This window comes from Advenella alkanexedens (assembly GCF_019132845.1).
GTDB classification, from domain to species: domain Bacteria; phylum Pseudomonadota; class Gammaproteobacteria; order Burkholderiales; family Burkholderiaceae_B; genus Advenella; species Advenella alkanexedens.
Window position 1 is genome coordinate 71,041 of the sequence record NZ_JAHSPR010000001.1, and the last position, 19,714, is coordinate 90,754.

Here is a 19,714-nt window from a genome sequence, read left to right on the forward strand (position 1 = left end):
GACTCCGGGTTGTTTTCCCCTCTCACAAGGCGTTTCAGCGGCCACTGAAGCCGCCTTCTCTTCTTGGCGTTAAACCATCGGCCTATGGCCGATTGATAAAGCCCGCCAGGGCTTTATTGGCAAGGTCAGAACGCGCCCTCAAGGCGCGAGCTGCACCGCGCATGATGGATTATCTTTAGATAATCTTGGATGGATTTCCCAAACTGCCCGCAAAGCAGCGCACCGTCTGGGTTTTCCAAATTGGGACGGGGAACGTTACGACGGCAGAAGGGGAGCGTTACGACGGTAACAAGGGAACGTTACGACGGTAAACGGGTGCAGTTGCCGTGGGGCCAGGCCTCTTGATCTCCCATTTTCCCTTGGCGTATTCGTTCACTACCCAACCCACGGCGGCAAGTTCGGCCAGTGCCTTCCGGGCAGTCTGACGGCGTTTTTTCATAGCTTCGGCATTGGCTTCATCTGGCCAGACATAGCCGCAAAGCGTGTCCAGTTCCACGCGCCCGGATTTGCCGGGGTCGATCCAGCCGCATAGCCGTTGGTGCATCAGCCGTGCCGGATCAGTCTGTAGCACCCGCACTTCCGCCATGTCGATACGGGCATATGGACGATGCCCCAGGATCGCTTCGGCAATACGCGGATTCAGGGCAACCCATAGCCTGCCGTCCGTCTCGTCAAAAGCATGACTCATCAGGTGGAACGCGGCTTGCCGCCGTCCCTTCGTCACAAGGATGGTGACGTTCGACATGCGCAGCAGGCTGGCTTTGAGCGCCTTGATGTTGTCGCCGCTATCCGTCATGCCCGTTTCTGAGAGCAGTTTGGTCAGGCTCTCACGAACCACCAAGCCGTCTTGCTCAATGGCTTCGAAACGGGGTTCAAGGAATAGCCGTAGCTGTCGCCCCGTCTCACTGGTCGGTTCCGGGGTTAGCAAGATGCCGTTCGGGCCGCCAAGGGCCACGATGCCTTGCAAAAGACGCATATCATCGGCCCCGAGAGGTTCGAATCCGACGAAACGCATGGATTCGTCCTCGCCAAAGGTGTAGGTCACGTCCAGCTTGCAGCGTTTGCGATCGCCACGCTTGAGGCTGCGGAACAGGCCAGGTGCCAAACAGTGCGCGGGATCATGTCGGACGTGGGTCAGGTCATGCTTAGGCTTCTTCACGCTGTCTCCTTTTCACCTTGCACTGCCGCTCCAGTACAGCAGGCTTCAACACGCCGCCGTCGTGCCGTCTAAACCAGAGTTCTTGAAAAGGTGCGCCATAGTTGGCCTTGCTGACGCCAAAGCGGACAAAATACCCACGCTGACAATCATCGACCCCCAGTATCTCGGCCTCGCCTTGCGTCATGCCGGATAGGTACGATTGCCAACGGATGTTATCAACCAGTACGGACGATCCACGACTGGCCTGCTGTTGATCGCCCGACCCCATCATGGCTGCGCTTTTACTCGCGTGGTGCAGAAACACAATGGAGCAGCCTGTATCAGCGGCTATGGCCTCCATGTGCCCAACAACCTGCGCCATCGGCCCGCTAGCGTTCTCCTCCTCAATGTGGAAGCGCCGCAAAGTGTCCAAGATCATCAAGCGACGACCTTCAGCGGCTCGTTTGAGAGCATCGAACCAGCTAGCAGCCATGATGTTTGGGCATTTACCGATCAAGGGTTCAATGAGCAAACCATCAGCCACGGCTTGCCGTTCCGCTGCGCTGAGGTGTGCCCCAAGGGCGTGCAGACGATGGTGAATAGCGGCCGGTGGATCTTCAGCAGGCAGATAGACCACTTGCCCGGTGGGAAACTCGCCTATTTCAAGTAAATCAGGCCCGCCTGCAATCTGTGCAGCCAATTGAAGGGCCAACATGGATTTACCAGCCCCACCAGGCGACACAAGAGCACCAACAGTGCCAGCAACCATATTAGGCAGAACATAATCAATGGGTGGCGGCAATTCCGTGAAAGCCGCCATAAGATCAAGAGCCATATAACTAGCCCTCTATAGGGCCAGGTCGCGCAGCTTGATCACCCGATGATTTACGTGCCTCAATCCACTCTTCGACCTCTGACAAATCCCAGGCGACATTTCTACTGGTTAACGCGATACGGCGTGGAAAATCCCCTCGCTGCTCCAGGTTATAAATTGTTCGTGTCGAAAGCGGGATCATCTCCAGGAGCTTCTTCCTGTTGATGAGGGTCTTTATATTTTGCATGGGTCAATACCTCTCAAATGAATAGTTGCTATTCATCGAGTAGCTGCGCGAAGCAGCTAATCGGTAATTGACCTGCCCGATGCCAATGGCGGCCTTATTTATAAATTCACGGCATCAACTTCAATGCTATCAAAGATAGCAAAAACATCAACCCTTACTGCCTCCCGAAGTCCACTCATCAATCATATCGGCCCAATCCTGCAACATCGCCGCCCGCTGCTCGCGGTACTCAGCCTTGTTGTAGACAGCCCTCACGCCCTTCTGCTCGTGCGCCAGGCACTTCTCGATCCAGTCGGTGTTGTAGCCGGCCTCATGCAACAGCGTGCTGGCTGTGCGCCGCAAATCATGCGGTCCGAACTTGGTAAGTGACTTCCCATCTTTCTGCGCCGCCTTGTAAGTCAGCGTCAGCACCTGGTTAAGTGTGGCAGCGCTCATCGGCGCATCCGAGTCGTACCGTGATGGCAAAACGAAGTCGGAACCACCGGCAAAGGTTTTCATGGCAATGAAAATATCCAGAGCCTGCTGGGACAGAAATACCAGGTGCGGGTTACGGCGTTTCATCCGCTCCTTTGGAATCGTCCACAACGCTTCGCTGAAATTGATCTCGCTCCAGGTCGCATTGGTCAGCTCGCTCTTGCGCACCATCGTCAGCAATAACAGCTTGGCCGCCGCACGGTTTGTTGGGCTTGTGCCCACTCGCTCCATGTACTGGTACATCAGCCCAATTTCTTCTGGCGTCAACGCTCGGTCACGTGGCTCGAATCGAGCGATGCTTGTTGGGCGCACCAGTTCTGCCGGGTTTTCGACCTTCTGCCCACGCTCGATGGCCCAGCGAAATACCTGCAACACGATTTCACGCACATGAACGGCGGTGGCCGGTGCGCCTCGCTCAACAATGGCATCAGCCAGCGCCCGCAAGTCTTCGTGGGTGATCTCCACCAGCTTCTGATTGCTGAATTTCGGCTTCAGCTCACGCTCATAAACCGAGCGGCGCATATCGCGGGTGGAGTCGGCCATCTGGTAGCCACGCAGCCACTTCTCCGCCCAGGCACCGAACGTCTCTGCATCTTTCACCCGCGCCTTGTCTCGGGCTTTCTCCTTGGCCGGCGACTTGCCCGCCGCAACCATCTTCTTGGCGTCACCCAACAGCTCGCGGGCTTCGGCCAGGGTGATGCCACCGACACCATAACGCCCAAAGGTGATGGTCTCCTGCCGACCGTTGATTGAGTAGTTGTAACGGAACGAGATGGAGCCGGCTGGAGTCACTGCCACATAGAGACCTTCCCGGTCATTCACTTTGTAGAGTTTGTCCCTGGGCTTGAGATTGCGCAGCTTGGTATCGGTCAGCATGTACCTTGTCCTTCTTCGTCTCCGATACCATGCTGAAAAAATCTCGAATTTATCGTATTTTTTCTTACGAAACAGTAACTTATAGAATATTAATACCATGAACACACAAAAGAACGCAGCATGGTATCGGCATCAATCATGGCATCGCCAAACCATAATACCAGCTTTAATGCCATGCTCAAACGGTGCTTGGCGCTTCCTCCCGTTGCCAGATCGTGCCAAACACAAACAAAAAAAAGCCCGCAATTACGCGGGCTTAGCGGCATTTCATGCCATCAGGTGCCTGGCTGTGCCAGACGCGGAATCATTCCCACTCAATCGTAGCAGGCGGTTTGCTGGACACGTCATAAACCACGCGATTGATACCACGCACTTCGTTAATGATGCGTCCGGACACCTTGGCCAGCAATGGATATGGCAACGGTGCCCAGTCTGCCGTCATGAAATCTGAAGTTTGTACTGCGCGCAAGGCCACAACATAATCATAGGTACGGCCATCGCCCATTACCCCAACCGATTTGACTGGCAGGAACACGGCAAAGGCCTGTGAAGTCAGGTCATACCAGCTACGACCCGTTTCAGGGTCTATGGTGTTACGCAATTCCTCAATAAAGATCGCATCGGCACGACGCAATAAATCAGCATATTCTTTTTTGACTGCACCCAAAATACGTACGCCCAGGCCTGGGCCGGGGAATGGATGCCGGTAAACCATATGATGCGGCAAGCCCAGGGCGATACCCAATTCACGCACTTCGTCTTTAAACAATTCGCGCAAAGGCTCCAGCAACTTCAGATTAAGGGTTTCTGGCAAGCCACCCACATTATGGTGAGATTTAATGGCAACCGCTTTACCGGTTTTAGAGGCAGCTGACTCAATCACATCGGGGTAAATGGTGCCCTGCGCCAGCCATTTGGCATCTTTGCGCTTGCCGGCTTCTTCCTGGAAGACCTCAACAAACTCACGGCCAATAATTTTACGTTTAGCTTCAGGGTCGGCAACCCCTTCCAGCTCACCCATGAATTTTGCTTCCGCATTGACATGAACGATATTCACACCCAGGTTTTCATGCAACACCTCCATGACCTGCTTGCCTTCATTCAGACGCAACAAACCATGATCGACAAACACGCAGGTTAATTTATCGCCAATTGCCTTATGAATAAGCGCTGCGGCAACCGAAGAGTCAACCCCGCCAGACAGACCCAGAATGACTTCATCATCACCCACCTGTTCACGAATGCGGGCAACCGCTTCAGTGACGTAATCGGGCATGTTCCAGTCGCCTTCACAACCGCAAATATCCACCACAAAACGACTGAGCAATGCCTGCCCTTTAATCGTATGGGTGACTTCAGGATGAAACTGAACCCCATAGAAATGACGTTGCTCATCGGCCATACCGGCAATGGGACAGGACGGCGTAGAGGCCATCAACTTGAACCCTTCGGGCAATTCGGTCACCTTGTCACCGTGACTCATCCATACTTTCAGCATGCCATGGCCTTCGGGCGTTTCAAAGTCCTGGATGCCTTTAAGCAGCGCAGTATGACCGTGAGCACGGACTTCGGCATAGCCGAATTCACGATGATCGGACCAGCTTACCTTGCCTCCGAGCTGCAGGGCCATGGCTTGCATGCCATAACAAATACCCAACACAGGCACACCCAACTCAAAAACCAGTGCAGGCACTTTCAATGAACTTTCATCGTACGCGGAAGAGTGACTGCCGGAAAGAATAATACCTTTAAGACCCTGTGACTGCTGTTCTTTAAGGAATTCTTCAGATACATCACCAGGATGAATTTCACAGTAAACACCCGCTTCACGAACACGGCGCGCAATAAGCTGCGTTACCTGAGAACCATAATCAAGAATTAAAATACGTTGATGCATATAAAGACCAATTAAATGTAGCAATTTGTGCAAAAAGCACAGACAGGATAAAGGGTAAATTATAATGTATTGTCCTGTACGAAATGAATGTATTTTGTCCTTCAAACACATTTATGTACGCCCTTTTCCGCTTCTTTTCCCAAAAAAAACAAATAAACAGCAGCAACAGGAGACAATATGACAAAATCTACCCCAACAACATTTGTATTGGTACATGGCGCCTGGCATGGTGGATGGGTGTGGCAGACACTGGCCGAACACTTGCGCGAGCAGGGTCATCGGGTATACACCCCCACGCTTACCGGTTTAGGTGAAAAGTCCCACCTGCTCAGTGAACGCATTAATCTTGACACCTTTATTACCGATATCGTTAACCTGTTTAAATGGGAAAACCTTAACGATGTGGTATTGCTGGGCCACAGCTTTGGTGGCCTGGTGATAAGCGGGGTAGCCGACAGGATTCCCGAACACATCCGGCAATTGATTTTCCTGGACAGTTTTCTGCTTGAAAACGGTCAATCCGCTTTTGACACCTTGCCCGAAAAAGCGGTTGAAAAGCTGAAAAACATTGCTGCGACCCAATGCAATGGCATGGCCCTGCCGGCACCAAGACCGGTATTGCTGGGTTACCCCGATGACGAAAGCACGACAAAAACCATTGCCGGCCTGCTTACGCCCCACCCCATTGGCACCTACGCCAGCAAGCTGGAACTGCATCACCCGCTTGGCAATTATTTACCGGTTACCTATTACAAATGCACCAATCCGGTTTATGACCCGGTTGCCCAGTCACATACGCTGGCCAAAAAGCAGCAGGGCTGGAGCATCGTGAAATTACCTACCTCTCACGCTGCCCCCTTTACCCATCCACACTTGCTGGCTGATTTACTGCTTTCATTTTAAGCCAGCCACGCTTCCTTGAGACACAGTATTCGGACACGGGTTATTCATCCTTGGAAACGCGCATTTACTGGTCGCAAGCAATAAAAAACCCTTCCGAAAAAATGACGGAAGGGTTTTTGCCTTAACGACAATGCCGGACTTAAGCAGTATTAAACACGCTTAGTCAGCACGATAGTTAGGTGCTTCTTTGGTGATTTGCACATCATGCACGTGAGATTCGCGAACACCGGCAGAGGTGATTTCAACGAACTCGGGCTTGGTGCGCATCTCGTCGATAGAAGCACAACCGCAGTACCCCATGGAAGCGCGAATACCACCCACCAATTGGTAGATAATGGCCAACACACTGCCTTTGTAAGGAACACGGCCCTCAATGCCTTCAGGAACCAGTTTGTCGGTATTGCTGGAGGCTTCCTGGAAATAGCGGTCGGCAGAACCTTTTTCCATGGCACCCAAACTGCCCATGCCACGATAGGACTTGTAAGAGCGACCCTGGAACAGAACCACCTCACCGGGAGCTTCTTCAGTACCGGCAAACATACCACCCATCATGCAGGCATAGGCACCCGCAACCAGGGCTTTGGAAACGTCTCCGGAATAACGGATACCACCGTCGGCAATCAAAGGAACACCAGTGCCGTCAAGTGCCTTGGCCACCTCTGAAATGGCGGTAATTTGCGGAACACCGACACCAGCCACAACACGGGTGGTACAAATTGAACCGGGACCAATACCCACTTTCACGCCATCGGCACCTGCCTCGACCAGGGCTTTAGCCGCTGCTGCCGTAGCAATATTGCCACCAATAACATCAATTTTGGGGTAATTTTGCTTGACCCAACGAACACGATCCAGCACACCTTGAGAATGGCCATGAGCGGTATCCACGATGATCACGTCAACACCAGCGGCAGCCAGTTTGGCTACGCGCTCTTCGGTACCCTCACCCACACCTACGGCAGCACCAACACGCAACTGACCCTGTGCATCTTTACAGGCAAAAGGATGTTCGGTGTTTTTGACAATATCCTTGACGGTCGCCAAACCACGCAATTCAAAATTGTCGTTAACAATAAGCACGCGTTCCAGACGATGTTTATGCATCAGGGTTTGTGCTTCTTCAAGCGTACTGCCTTCATGCATGGTCACCAAACGCTCTTGCGGTGTCATGACATTTTTGATGGGTTCGTCGTAGCGGTCTTCGAAACGAAGGTCACGGTTGGTGACAATACCCACCAGCTTGCCATTTTCAACCACTGGCAGACCTGAAATACCATTTTGTTTTTGCAATTCGATGGCATCACGAACGGTCATGGAAGGCGTGACAGTAATGGGATCGATAACAATACCAAACTCATGACGTTTGACGCGGGCCACTTCACGAGCCTGTTCATCGGCAGTCATGTTTTTATGGATAATGCCAATGCCGCCTTCCTGTGCCATGGCTATCGCCAGGCGTGACTCGGTGACGGTATCCATGGCGGCCGACACCAGCGGAATATTCAGGCTGATATTACGGGTTAATTTGGTTTTTAGAGAGGTGTCGCGTGGCAACACATTGGAATACGCAGGTACCAATAAGACATCGTCAAAGGTAAGCGCTTTTTGAACTAAACGCATGAAAGACTCCGGGCGCAAAACGAGATTATACGCTTAAGGGATAATGCACTCAAGCCATTGAGCACATTGCCATAAAAAAACCCATTTACCAACCCGCAATTGACTTGCAAATTGGGCAAATGGGCATTCATTTCAACCATGACCGTCGGGTACTAGCCTAAAGCCACCCTGGCGTTCATGAACATGCGCATCCAGGGCGTGTAATCACCGCCTTCATCCTTGACACCCCAGGACTCGGGGGCCCAGGACATCATGACATTACGTGTTACCCGCTCGGGGTGAGGCATCATGATGCTAAAACGGCCGTCTGCCGTGGTAACACCCGCCAGACCATAAGGACTGCCATTGGGGTTTGCAGGATAAGTTTCAGTAATCTGGCCATAGTTATTCACATAACGTACGCTCGCCAGCACTTTTTCCTTGTTACCCTGTTCGGCAAAGTTGGCATAACCCTCTCCGTGTGCAACGGCAATCGGTAATTGCGTGCCTTCCATGTCTTTAAAGAAAATGGATGGCGATTTGGCAATTTCCACCATAGTCAGGCGGGCTTCGTATTTGGCAGACTGGTTATACGTGAACTTGGGCCAGTACTCGGCACCCGGAATCATGGAAGACAGGGTTGCCATCATTTGACAACCATTACATACACCCAGAGCAAAAACGTCAGGACGGGCAAAGTACGCCGCAAACTGCTCAGAAAGCTGATCATTGAAGCGGATTGTACGGGCCCAACCCTCACCGGCACCAAGAACGTCACCGTAACTGAAACCACCCACAGCCACCAGGCCCTGCATATCAGACAGATTGGCTTTACCGCTGAGAAGATCAGTCATGTGAATGTCGTAGGCATCAAATCCGGCCTTGGTAAAGGCCCAGGCCATTTCCACATGACTGTTACAACCCTGTTCACGCAATACCGCCAACTTGGGACGCGCACCCGTATTAATGAAAGGCGCGGCAATATTTTCCTGGGGATTAAAATCCACTTTTGGCGTGAAACCCGGATCTGTTTTGTCATCCCATACACTAAGCTCGGCCACGGCGCAGGCAGGATTATCACGACGCTTCATGATCTGGTAACTGATTTCACTCCATTCCTTACCCAGCACCGCACGATCAAAACCGAATATACGCTTGCCATCACGGTAAAACTCAATTTCATCATGGGTATTCAGACTGCCAATAACATGCGAACACAAGGAAAGGCCAGCACCGCGCAATACCTGCAACACGGCATCACGATCGGAAGCTCGCACCTGAATGACAGCACCGGCCTCTTCATTGAATAAAGCTTTGATAGTGCTTTCATCACGCTGCACGGCAACCTGTTCGGGGCGAATCTTGTAATCTCCCCAGTCGGCCACATTCTGGTCAAAGGTCAGCATATCCAGATTAATGGAGACACCGGTATGCCCGGCAAAAGCCATTTCACTGACTGTTGCCAGCAAACCGCCATCAGAACGGTCATGGTAGGCAAGAATGGAACCGTCTTGCGCCAGCGCACGTATGGTCACAAAAAACTTGCGCAGCAATTCCGGATCTTCAAGATCGGGAACTTCATTGCCATACTGATTGATGACATTCGACAGCACGGAACCGCCCAGACGGTTTTTACCCAAACCGAGGTCAATAAGAATCAGGGAAGTATTACCCTGATCGGTCACCAGTTGCGGGGTCAGGGTTTGACGCGCATCATTAACCGGTGCAAAAGCGGTCACTACCAGGGAGACAGGTGAAATGACCTCTTTCTTTTCATTGTTCTCTTCCCAGCTGGTACGCATGGACAGGGAATCCTTACCGACCGGAATGGCAAGACCGACTTGCTGGCACAATTGACTGACCGCCTGTACCGTATCATACAAGGCGGCATCCTGACCTTCCGACCCACAAGCGGCCATCCAGTTGGCGGACAGCTTAATGTCTTCAATTTTGGCAACATCGGCAGCGGCCAGATTGGTAAGGGCCTCAGCAATCGACATCCGTCCTGAAGCGGGCGCATTAATGATGGCCAGCGGAGAACGCTCGCCCAGTGCCATGGCCTCACCACGATACCCTTCGTAAGAAGCCAGTGTAACCGCACAATCAGCCACAGGCACTTGCCACGGCCCAACCATCTGGTCACGGGCGTTTAACCCACCCACCGAACGGTCTCCAATGGTGATCAGGAAGGTTTTATTGGCCACGGTAGGATGACGCATGACCTGGCGGGCAACGGTATCAAAGTCAAGACCGGTAACATCTATAGGCGCTTCGCTTAACTGAACCCGGGTGACATCACGGAACATGCGTGGCGGTTTGCCAAGGATCACATCAATAGGTACATCGACCGGGCGCAGTTCGGTGGCGGGATCCAGTGAGGTGGTACCTGCCTCGCCAGGCAGCCCTTCCCCATTAGTGACACGCAACACACGCTCTTCAGTGGCGACACCCACCACCGCATATGGACAACGCTCACGCTTGGCAAGCGCGTCAAAACGCGGCAAGTCTTCAGGCAGGATGGAAAGTACATAGCGCTCTTGGGCCTCGTTGCTCCAGATTTCAGCGGCAGACATGCCCGACTCTTCAAGGTTGACCCGTTTCAAGTCAAAAATCGCTCCCCGGCCGGCATCATTGACCAGTTCAGGGAAAGCATTGGACAAACCGCCCGCACCCACGTCATGAATGGCGATAATGGGGTTGTTATCCAAAAGCTGCCAGCAGGCATCAATCACTTCCTGGGCACGACGCTCCAGTTCAGGGTTGCCGCGCTGCACGGAATCAAAATCAAGCTGGGCCGAATTGGCACCCACACCCATACTGGAGGCGGCACTGCCGCCCATACCAATACGCATGCCCGGGCCACCCAGCTGAACCAGCAAAGCACCCGGAGGTATTTCATCTTTATGGGTTTGACTGGCATCGATGGCACCCATACCACCAGCCAGCATAATGGGCTTGTGATAACCCCATTTTTTTCCGGCAACGGTTTGTTCATAAACCCGAAAATAACCCAGCAAGTTGGGCCGGCCAAATTCATTGTTAAAGGCAGCACCCCCAATAGGACCATCTATCATGATATCCAGCGGTGTCGCGATACGGTCCGGCGCACCATGAGAGTCTTTTTCCCAAGCCTCGGGGGCATCATCAAACTGAAGATTGGAAACCGTAAAGCCGGTAAGCCCCGCCTTGGGTTTTGAACCACGTCCGGTGGCGCCCTCATCACGGATTTCACCGCCCGCCCCGGTAGCTGCACCAGGAAACGGCGCAATAGCGGTTGGGTGGTTATGGGTTTCCACTTTCATGAGAACATGGGTAAGACGTTCATGTGAAGCGTATTTGCCTGGACCGGCTTCGGCAATATCAGGATAGAAACGCTGGGCAACCCCGCCTTCCATAATGGCCGAGTTGTCTGAATAGGCAACCACCGTACCCAGGGGCTGGGCCGCATGGGTTTCACGAATCATGCCAAACAGTGTATTTTCTTTATTTTCACCATTGATTTTCCACTTGGCATTGAATATCTTGTGACGACAATGCTCACTGTTGGCCTGGGCAAACATCATCAACTCAACATCGGTGGGATCACGTCCAAGCGTGTTAAAGGCATCAACCAGATAATCAATTTCATCTTCGGACAAAGCCAGACCCAATTCGGTATTGGCCGCCTCAAGCGCCGCTTTACCCTGTGCCAGCACCGACACGGTTTGCAAAGGCTTGCCTTCAAGCGTCTTAAACAATTCCTGCCCGTCAAAATCGACATCGACCACGGTTTCAGTCATGCGGTCGTGCAGCATGCCTGCAATGCTGGCAAGCTGCGCTTCGGTAAAATGTTTGCTACCCAACAAGCCTTTTTCAGGAATCAACAGGTATTCAATACCGCGCTCAATTCTTTTAATGCCAGACAAACCGCAGTTATGGGCGATATCAGTCGCCTTGCTGGCCCAGGGAGAAATGGTTCCCAGACGAGGCAAGACACGTAAACTGACTGTTTTTTTATCCTGAATGTCTTCAGCATTAACAGGGCGACCATAATCAAGCAATTGCTTCAGACGCTGCTGTTCAGCTTCGGTAAGGGTTTGCTCGCTAAGCACATGGTGCTCATAGCGGGCAACTACATTGGCAACGGGAATACCCGCCGATTTCATTTTGGCAAGAAGACGTTCGCGTTTAAACGCAGACAACACTGAAGAACCGGGAATAAATTGGTAAATAGACACGTTTTTGTTCACAAAAAAACAAGCTGGATGGAAAGCCTCCATTTTAGCCTGCCTTGGCGATTGGCTCTCGGAAAAAACCTTAATAGACAAAAATATTGGCCGGCTCTCTCAGGATTGCCACGCCCCAATTATTTTGATACAAATAATTACAATATGACAGGAGCACAAGACCACATGCCACCCATAAAAAAAGTCTTATAAATCAAACCAGTCCAACATTCCGAATATCTTCATAATGAATTTAAAAAGCATCCATAACTATTTAATATATATACTTTTTTTATATTCAATTCTATAATTGAAAATGAAAAAAACCCTATTCTAATTATATTTATCCTTGACTATGCGAAAATACCTGAACAAAACCTTGTCAGCGTGCTTAAGTGCATTTTGCGCCTTCAGCATGCAGCTGGCACCCGTGGTTCATGCCCAAACACCCAACAAACCCATTTCGGGCCCAAATGTAACCGGCTCGGCCGATGCTGGCGCTTCCCTGAAATCGGAAGTGGCCTTTGTGGTTGACCTCAACTCGAACGAGGTGCTGTTTTCCAAAAACAGCGACACCATACGCCCCATTGCCTCCATCAGCAAACTCATGACCGCCTTGGTCATTGCCAAAGCACATTTGCCCATGGATGAACAAATTCAAATTACGGATGCCGATGTCGACCGCTTCAAGTACTCCAGCTCACGACTAAGTATCGGTACCACACTGAGTCGCCGTGAACTGCTCCATCTGGCCCTCATGTCCTCTGAAAACAGGGCCGCCCATGCTTTGGGTCGCACTTACCCGGGTGGCATGGAAGCCTTTGTGCGCGAAATGAATGCACAGGCCCGCGCTCTTGGCATGACCAGAAGCCGCTTCGTAGAACCCACCGGCCTGTCCCCCATGAATGTTTCCTCTCCCCGTGATCTGGTCAAGCTAATTCAGGCCACATCAGAACAACCGCTTATTCGTCAACTTTCCACCAGTGATGAATATGAAGTGGTCACCAGTAATGGAAAAGTACAAAAATACAAAAACACCAACCGTCTTGTCAGAAATTCCAACTGGACAATTCAGATTTCAAAAACCGGTTATATTAAAGAAGCCGGTGATTGCCTGGTCATGAAAACACAAATGGATGGTCGTCCGGTTGCCGTTGTATTGCTGAATTCCCAGGGCCGCCTTACCCGTTTTGCCGATGCCATCCGGGTTCGCCATCTGGTACAAAGCGATTACCCCACATTGCTGTAAGTCCACATAAACCGGCAAGTCCAAATAAAAAAATCCCCGGCATAAACCGGGGATTTTTTTTATTGATCCGATCTTAATTTTTATTGACCAGGCCTTAATTTATATCAATAAATTTTTATCAATGAATTTTATCATCTGCCTCTGGACCGGTCGGATGCAATTCGTATTCGCCACTATCGGCTTCTTGCCAGAACCTTAAAGGCACACAAGTCAGCAGCCGCTCTATCATTCTCTTGCTCAGTACCGGATCCAGTGAATTTTTGGTTTTATTGGCAATATCCACCGTTGCATCACCCTGTATTTGATCAATATGAAGGTGGGTATCACGGGCAAAATGAATGTTGATTTTCTCGTCTTCATCAGCATGCAATAAATGAATTGTCTGCTCTAGGGAAAGGGACTCAGGCAATTGTACATACCGCCCGCCAAAAGTGATAACCCGCCCCGCCGGAACCTGTTCGGCTTTGGTCAATTCAAGCACCACGCTCGCGGCATAGCCCACCCCAATCAGGGCGGTTGCCTCTACGGGAAGCCCAAATTCTTGCCTTTTTTCATTGAGATAAGCAAGATATTGTTCATCACTTTGCATAACCATCTGCGCCAGTTCCGCCTCTGACAGGGCTATATGCTGCAACAGCTTTGCCTCCCAGGAATCAGGCTTATTGGCCTGAACCGGATAATGACAAACCGCGACCACAGCCGCATTTTCAAAATGCTGGCATATTTGCTGCACCAGCACATCAAGATTCTCTTTTTGTCGTATATCATCAAAAAAAATAACGAATAATTGCCTGATGTCCTTATTTCCGGGAACAAGTATTCTTTCAGTTACCAGCGCTGTCATGTTGATGCCTATAAAAAACTGCGTAATAATATAACCCTATCTTAACATTCCCCTGGAATTTTCATGTCTGATTCTTTAAAACAAACCATCTCGGCAGAAATTAAAAATGCAATGCGCGCCAAACAATCCGAGCGCCTGGGTACCCTGCGTTTATTGCAGGCTGCCATCAAGCAAAAAGAAGTCGATGAACGCAAAGAACTGTCCAACGACGAAATTCTGGCCATTATCGAAAAGCAAATCAAACAAAGAAAAGAATCCATTTCCGCTTACGAAAAAGCCGGACGCACCGAAACCGCCGAGGCAGAAAAAGCGGAAATGCAAGTGCTTAGTGAGTTCCTGCCCGAGCAGGCCAGTCCGGAAGAAATCATTGCCGTCATTACTGCCGCCATCGAAGAAGTCGCCGCGCAAGGCGTCAGTGGTGCGCCTGCCATGGGCAAGGCCATGGCCATCATCAAACAAAAACTGGCCGGCCGCGCCGACATGTCCGAGCTGTCCAAACAACTCAAAGCTCGTATCATGTAATTCAAACCACCCGCCAGCCAGGCCTGGCTTGACTCACAACAAGCATAAGCCTGACAGGCTCACCCGCGCCACACAGAACAACCATGACGTAGCGCGGGTTAGCCCATTATCACCCCCTCTACAGCAGGGACAATTGCTGACCGCCTTGCCCGTCTTCAAGAAAATGGCTGACACCGATACCCGCCAGACGAAACTGATAACGCCTGAGATCTTCATCCACCCTCTCCAACAAAGATTGACCCGCCTGAAGCAAGTGAGCCTGACTGTGCAGCGGAACAGAAAAGGTCTTTGAACGGGTAATTATGCGAAACGTGTTTGTTTTAAGCTTTAATGTCACTGTATAGCCAAACTTTTTCTTTTTAAGCAACTGCCCCCATAACCTGGTGCACAATGCGGCCAGAAAGGTCTCTACCTGCCCAAACGCAATATCGTCTTCAAAGGTGGTTTCTGTTGAGATTTGCCGGGCTGGCTGATTGGATTCCACCGGCCGGTCATCAACCCCTCGTGCCAGTTGATACAGGCGATAGCCGAATTTGCCAAAATGATAGGCCAACTCAGCATCATTAAAGCGTAAAAGATCACTAACCGTAAACAAGCCCAATTGATGAAACCTGGCCAGGGTCACTTTGCCCACACCGGGAATCTTCTGCAATGGCAGCGGTGCCAGAAAAGCCTGTACTTTGGAAGGGGAAATAACAAAAATACCATTGGGTTTATGCCAATCTGAAGCAATTTTTGCCAAAAACTTGTTAGGTGCCACACCCGCCGAAGCCGTTAATCCAGTCAGCGAAAAAATATCCGCCCGAATGGCATTGGCGACCTCGGTGGCAGAAGGCAGATTCTTGAGGTTTGAGGTGACGTCCAGATAAGCCTCATCCAGTGACAAAGGTTCTATCTTGTGGGTATAACATTCAAACACCGACCTTACCTGCCGGGAAACCGAGCGGTAAAGATCAAAATTGGGCGGAATGTAAATGGCCTGCGGACATAATTGCCTGGCCCTGGCCACTGACATGGCCGAACGCAAACCGTATTTCCTGGCCTCATACGACGCGGCACAAATCACCGAGCGGGCACTATCCCAGGCAACCACAACCGGCTTGCCTTGCAACGATGGATTCTCTCTAAGCTCGACAGAAGCATAGAAGGCATCCATGTCAACATGAATAATCTTGCGCGTCATCAAAAAAGCAAACCTTAAATTGGATTACAATAGGCAGTCATGCATTAAGCACCCATCAAACACCTCTTACACGTTCATTATAAATCATGAAAAACAAATTGCTTCTACTGGCTGTTACCGCCCTACTTGCCGCTTGCGCCAGCAAGGGTGCCTATGACGGTGCCCCTTCGATGCCTGCCGATGTACCCCCCCCAACCAATTTAATGGCTCCCCAATAATAACAACAGCGCTACCCCATGGAACTGCAAAGCACTTTAATCCGCCCCCTCGAACATGGTATAGAAATCCAGTGTGAAGTGGAAAATCTGTCATTGAATGTTTATTTCATCCTGGGTGAAACCGATTTCGAAGAAATTACCACCCTGGTCCCCAAAGAGCGTTTTGAACAGGGCAATGATATTCACGTTGCTTCACTGGACGAATCACTGGACATTGAAGACGAAATGGAATCCGTGCTGGTCAACATGCAATCGGAAGATACGGTTATTTTCTTTTGCTCAGATGAAAACAGCTTTCACACCGGGCTGGATTTCCTGAACTATCACGATTCACGCACTTTTATCAAACCTAATTAAACGACATAAAGTCGTTTTCAGTCTCTGTTTAAACGAAACCCATGGAAGGTCTTTCCACATCGGCAAAGGCCCCGGACACCAGGAAGATAATATCCTGCCCACTTGCGGGTCTTTATCTTTCTGCACTTCTATCGCATAACCATTCTCTAACAGTTCAAGTACAAACGCTGAAGGATGATCAGGCTCATACATCAGGTAAACATGCTTTCTGGCCCGGGTTAATGCCACATAAAACAAACGCCGCTCTTCTGCCTGCGAAAAATCTTCCGCTTCAGGCAACAAAGATTCTTGCAATAAGTTGGACACTTTACCCGATGGAAACCCGAACTCACCATTATTCAAACCCAGCACAATAACATAATCGGCCTCTTGTCCTTTTGCCGCATGCACCGTTACCCCCCTCAAATGCAATCCCGAAAACTGCTGTTCCCAAGCTTGCAAGGCAGAAGCCGGCAACAATAAATGCCTGAAACGGGCCAGGATCAATACGGTTTTCTCTGGCTGATCACCGTGCTTCAGGACAATCTCCCGCAAGACACCCGCCACCCCTTGTTTTTCATCCAACACACTCACAGCCGGCCCGGTCTGCTGCACACCGGCAATCAGACACTTACGGGTTTGTGAGGGATTTTCCAGTACAAAGCGGCTGGCCACATCCGAAATCCGGTTATTGAACCGGAATGTATGACGCAGCGCCACACACCTTGCCTTACCAAACCAGGTCTCAAACTTAGAGGTATACGCTATATCACTGCCAGCAAAGCGATAAATGGCCTGCCAGTCATCGCCCACACAAAAAAGCCGTATCTGTGGATTTTGCACTCTTAGCGCCTTAATCAACGCATAGCGCTGGGCAGACAAATCCTGAAACTCATCGATCAGTATATCGCTCCATGGAGCGATATACTTACCCTCCTGAACGTAACGGATCGCCCTGTCAATCATCATGGCATAGTCAATTTTTCCAGAGTCCAGAATATATTGTTCATGTGACTGGGCCAGGGGAATTAACAAGTCCAGCAAAATCCGCTGATAGCGGTGCTGAAAATCGGTTTTATTTTCCAGCAAGGTCCGCATGACTGACAAATTTTGATGCCCTGACCGGGCCGCCAGCAGCGCCGACTTCAGCAAATGCACCAAATGACGTAAACGGGAAGGTGAGCGAAACAACTTGTCTGAAATGGGCAAACACTCCGGCCCAAGACCCAAGGCCTGCTGAATCATGCCAACAAACGGATTAATACCTGAAGCGTCTATTTTCTGCTCGTAAAACTCAAGCAGAAAAGTACCATGCTGGCAATGAATCTCCCGCACCCTGGTGCGGTATTTTTCCACCAACGGATCATGCATGACCCATGATTCAGGCAGATCATGAATTTCCACATAGCAATCATAAGTACTTAAGTAAAAGCAGCAGCAATAAGGTTCATAAGCACGCAAATAAATATCCCTGAAATAATGCGCTCGATAAACATAAGGGATACCCAGCACGACCAGCGCATTGGCAAACAACATTTCACTCACATTTCTGGTGTAATCATCGTTATACGACCTGAAAACATGCTGCTCCAGGTAAGCCCGATATTTTTTTTCCGCTTTAAAACAGGACCGAAAACGAGGTTGGGTTTCATAGGCATCAAACCATGACAAGACAAGATGTCCATACCGGGCCGAACCATTAAGTAATTGAAAAAACTCCCTGTCAAGATAGGCCTGCAGGCAAGTGTCATCATTTAACTCGGACAAGGCAATCGAGGTTTGCTCAACCTCCCGGACAATACTTAAGCCCAAAGCATGAAATGTTCTGGCTTGAACAGTCCCGCCCCCTTGCTTCTGCCGTGAAGCAATACGACTATCCATTTCATGAGCAGCCTCTCGGGCAAACGCCAGCAACAGAATCTGCTCTGGCCTGGCCTTGCCACTGGCCTGTAAATAAGCGGCACGACCTGCCAGCGTACTGGTTTTTCCGGTTCCGGCACCGGCCAAAACCAGGGTATTTCTGGCACTGGATACACATGCAGTACGCTGTTCATGCGTAAGGGGTTGTCGCTCTATCCTGTCAAACAGGCTTTTATAAGCCTTCAATTCCTGTAATTCACCATCACTGCCAGATTCACTCATCGCTGCTCCGCCTAAAAAGCAACCTTATTCTAATAAAAGAAATTCACATAAAATGAAGTAATGGCCAAATACATCCAGGACAACAGAAGCGAAAATAAAAATGCCCGCCTTTAAGGCGGGCATATGGACTGCCTGGAGTTTCTGACTAAAAAGCCAGACCGGGCGAGTACCGAAGTCTTGAAACTTACTTAGGCGAAGACATATCCTGGACCGGAGCAGTACCTTGCGGTGCGGCGGGCACAACCGTGGTAGAGGTCTCTTGAACCCTCTCTGTACGGCCATCAGGATATACAATTGTTTTTACCGTTGTATCAGCCTGATAGGAACCCACTGGAAGTTGTGCGCCTGCATTAAGTTGCTGGGCCTGCTCGGGGGTGAGCACGACCGTTGATTCTCTAATGCGTAAAGTGGGCTCTACATACATGTCCTGGGATTTGGCCCAAGCAGAGCGCGTATCTCTTTCCTGAGCCTGAACCGCCTGAACCATTGCTGAAGCAGTGAGTGCGACCAAAGCAGGGATAATATATTTTCTCATGATTGAAATCCTTGAAATAGGCGATTGAAATCCTTGAAATAGGCGTTACCCGTTTCCATATTGCTCATTGTAAACCTTGCAATCACAATTTCATCTTTTACCAAATTAGGGAAATTGCATTGCAAGTGCACACATTAGAAAATTACATTACTTTTAAACAGTAAGAAATTTTCTTCAGCTACTGGAATACTATATCCTTTATTTCAATAAAAGTAAAAAATTTCTCTTATTTTCGTTACAATAACTACTGTCCCCAGGAGATAAAATCCATGAAAAAAATACTGTTTGCTATTTTTCCCCTCGTGTTGGCAGGCTGCGCATCCAGCGGCATAGACGTTGTTGACAGAAACAATTTTGGTGTTAAATGTTCTGCAGATGCCAATACGCCACCCAATTGGGAAATGTGCATGAAAACAGCACAGGCCACCTGCGGGGTGCAATCGGTTGTCAACGCATCACAACATGCACCCACCGGTTCGGGCAATCCGGACGATGCCTATTTCATGACATTTCAGTGTCACTGATTACGCGC

17 protein-coding genes are annotated in these 19,714 nt (G+C 50.3%); 6 read left to right on the forward strand and 11 right to left on the reverse strand.

Annotation, left to right across the window (positions count from 1 at the left end; translation table 11 throughout):
• Positions 1 to 277: 277 nt before the first annotated feature.
• The 5 genes from repC to guaA all read right to left on the reverse strand — a co-directional run bounded on the left by repC (position 278) and on the right by guaA (position 5,446).
• On the reverse strand, positions 278 to 1,159 hold the full coding sequence (gene repC, locus KU392_RS00350) for a replication protein C, IncQ-type (protein ID WP_000743064.1): 882 nt from the start codon (positions 1,157 to 1,159) through the stop codon (positions 278 to 280).
• A complete protein-coding gene (locus tag KU392_RS00355) occupies positions 1,146 to 1,973 on the reverse strand; it encodes a helicase RepA family protein (protein WP_001162384.1) in 828 nt (275 codons plus the stop codon). Before KU392_RS00355 ends, repC begins: the two co-directional genes overlap by 14 nt.
• 4 nt (positions 1,974 to 1,977) lie before the next feature.
• Positions 1,978 to 2,199, reverse strand: a complete 222-nt coding sequence (locus tag KU392_RS00360) for a helix-turn-helix transcriptional regulator (protein WP_001179606.1) — start codon at positions 2,197 to 2,199, stop codon at positions 1,978 to 1,980.
• Between the two features lie 147 nt (positions 2,200 to 2,346).
• A complete protein-coding gene (locus KU392_RS00365; RefSeq protein WP_000954590.1) occupies positions 2,347 to 3,549 on the reverse strand; it encodes a tyrosine-type recombinase/integrase in 1,203 nt (400 codons plus the stop codon).
• Between the two features lie 304 nt (positions 3,550 to 3,853).
• On the reverse strand, positions 3,854 to 5,446 hold the full coding sequence (gene guaA, locus KU392_RS00370; RefSeq protein WP_169294803.1) for a glutamine-hydrolyzing GMP synthase: 1,593 nt from the start codon (positions 5,444 to 5,446) through the stop codon (positions 3,854 to 3,856).
• Positions 5,447 to 5,623: 177 nt separating this feature from the next.
• On the opposite strand from guaA, the gene KU392_RS00375 reads away from it, so the two are divergent.
• Positions 5,624 to 6,349: an alpha/beta fold hydrolase gene (locus tag KU392_RS00375; RefSeq protein WP_217734264.1), complete on the forward strand. Its 726-nt coding sequence runs from the start codon at positions 5,624 to 5,626 to the stop codon at positions 6,347 to 6,349.
• A 159-nt stretch (positions 6,350 to 6,508) separates the two neighbouring features.
• On the opposite strand, the gene guaB is transcribed toward KU392_RS00375, so the two are convergent.
• Together guaB and purL are read right to left on the reverse strand one after the other, a co-directional pair.
• Positions 6,509 to 7,969 carry an IMP dehydrogenase gene (guaB, locus tag KU392_RS00380; RefSeq protein ID WP_217734265.1) on the reverse strand — a complete coding sequence of 487 codons (1,461 nt, stop codon included), beginning with the start codon at positions 7,967 to 7,969 and terminating at the stop codon, positions 6,509 to 6,511.
• A gap of 152 nt (positions 7,970 to 8,121) precedes the next feature.
• The gene (purL, locus tag KU392_RS00385) at positions 8,122 to 12,165 is read right to left on the reverse strand and encodes a phosphoribosylformylglycinamidine synthase (RefSeq protein ID WP_217734266.1); all 4,044 of its coding nucleotides are present in this window, start codon (positions 12,163 to 12,165) and stop codon (positions 8,122 to 8,124) included.
• 403 nt (positions 12,166 to 12,568) lie between these two features.
• Between purL and pbpG the strand changes: the two genes are divergently transcribed.
• Positions 12,569 to 13,402: a D-alanyl-D-alanine endopeptidase gene (gene pbpG / locus KU392_RS00390; RefSeq protein WP_246587171.1), complete on the forward strand. Its 834-nt coding sequence runs from the start codon at positions 12,569 to 12,571 to the stop codon at positions 13,400 to 13,402.
• Positions 13,403 to 13,520: 118 nt separating this feature from the next.
• Here the strand turns inward: pbpG and KU392_RS00395 are convergent, their stop codons facing one another.
• Positions 13,521 to 14,246 carry an alpha/beta hydrolase family protein gene (locus tag KU392_RS00395; RefSeq protein WP_217734267.1) on the reverse strand — a complete coding sequence of 242 codons (726 nt, stop codon included), beginning with the start codon at positions 14,244 to 14,246 and terminating at the stop codon, positions 13,521 to 13,523.
• A gap of 63 nt (positions 14,247 to 14,309) precedes the next feature.
• On the opposite strand from KU392_RS00395, the gene KU392_RS00400 reads away from it, so the two are divergent.
• The gene (locus tag KU392_RS00400; protein WP_169294809.1) at positions 14,310 to 14,768 is read left to right on the forward strand and encodes a GatB/YqeY domain-containing protein; all 459 of its coding nucleotides are present in this window, start codon (positions 14,310 to 14,312) and stop codon (positions 14,766 to 14,768) included.
• A 118-nt stretch (positions 14,769 to 14,886) separates the two neighbouring features.
• Here the strand turns inward: KU392_RS00400 and dinB are convergent, their stop codons facing one another.
• Positions 14,887 to 15,951: a DNA polymerase IV gene (gene dinB, locus KU392_RS00405; protein WP_211182352.1), complete on the reverse strand. Its 1,065-nt coding sequence runs from the start codon at positions 15,949 to 15,951 to the stop codon at positions 14,887 to 14,889.
• A gap of 86 nt (positions 15,952 to 16,037) precedes the next feature.
• On the opposite strand from dinB, the gene KU392_RS14355 reads away from it, so the two are divergent.
• Positions 16,038 to 16,169 carry a hypothetical protein gene (locus KU392_RS14355; protein WP_256368584.1) on the forward strand — a complete coding sequence of 44 codons (132 nt, stop codon included), beginning with the start codon at positions 16,038 to 16,040 and terminating at the stop codon, positions 16,167 to 16,169.
• 18 nt (positions 16,170 to 16,187) lie between these two features.
• Positions 16,188 to 16,526, forward strand: a complete 339-nt coding sequence (locus KU392_RS00410; RefSeq protein ID WP_169294811.1) for a hypothetical protein — start codon at positions 16,188 to 16,190, stop codon at positions 16,524 to 16,526.
• Here KU392_RS00410 and KU392_RS00415 read toward each other — a convergent pair.
• On the reverse strand, positions 16,500 to 18,647 hold the full coding sequence (locus tag KU392_RS00415) for a UvrD-helicase domain-containing protein (protein WP_217734268.1): 2,148 nt from the start codon (positions 18,645 to 18,647) through the stop codon (positions 16,500 to 16,502). The two genes, KU392_RS00410 and KU392_RS00415, sit on opposite strands and share 27 nt — an antisense overlap.
• 184 nt (positions 18,648 to 18,831) lie before the next feature.
• Entirely contained in the window at positions 18,832 to 19,182 is a 351-nt protein-coding gene (locus KU392_RS00420; RefSeq protein ID WP_169294813.1) for a hypothetical protein, read from the reverse strand.
• Positions 19,183 to 19,451: 269 nt separating this feature from the next.
• On the opposite strand from KU392_RS00420, the gene KU392_RS00425 reads away from it, so the two are divergent.
• Positions 19,452 to 19,706, forward strand: a complete 255-nt coding sequence (locus tag KU392_RS00425; protein ID WP_169294814.1) for a hypothetical protein — start codon at positions 19,452 to 19,454, stop codon at positions 19,704 to 19,706.
• Positions 19,707 to 19,714: the final 8 nt, after the last annotated feature.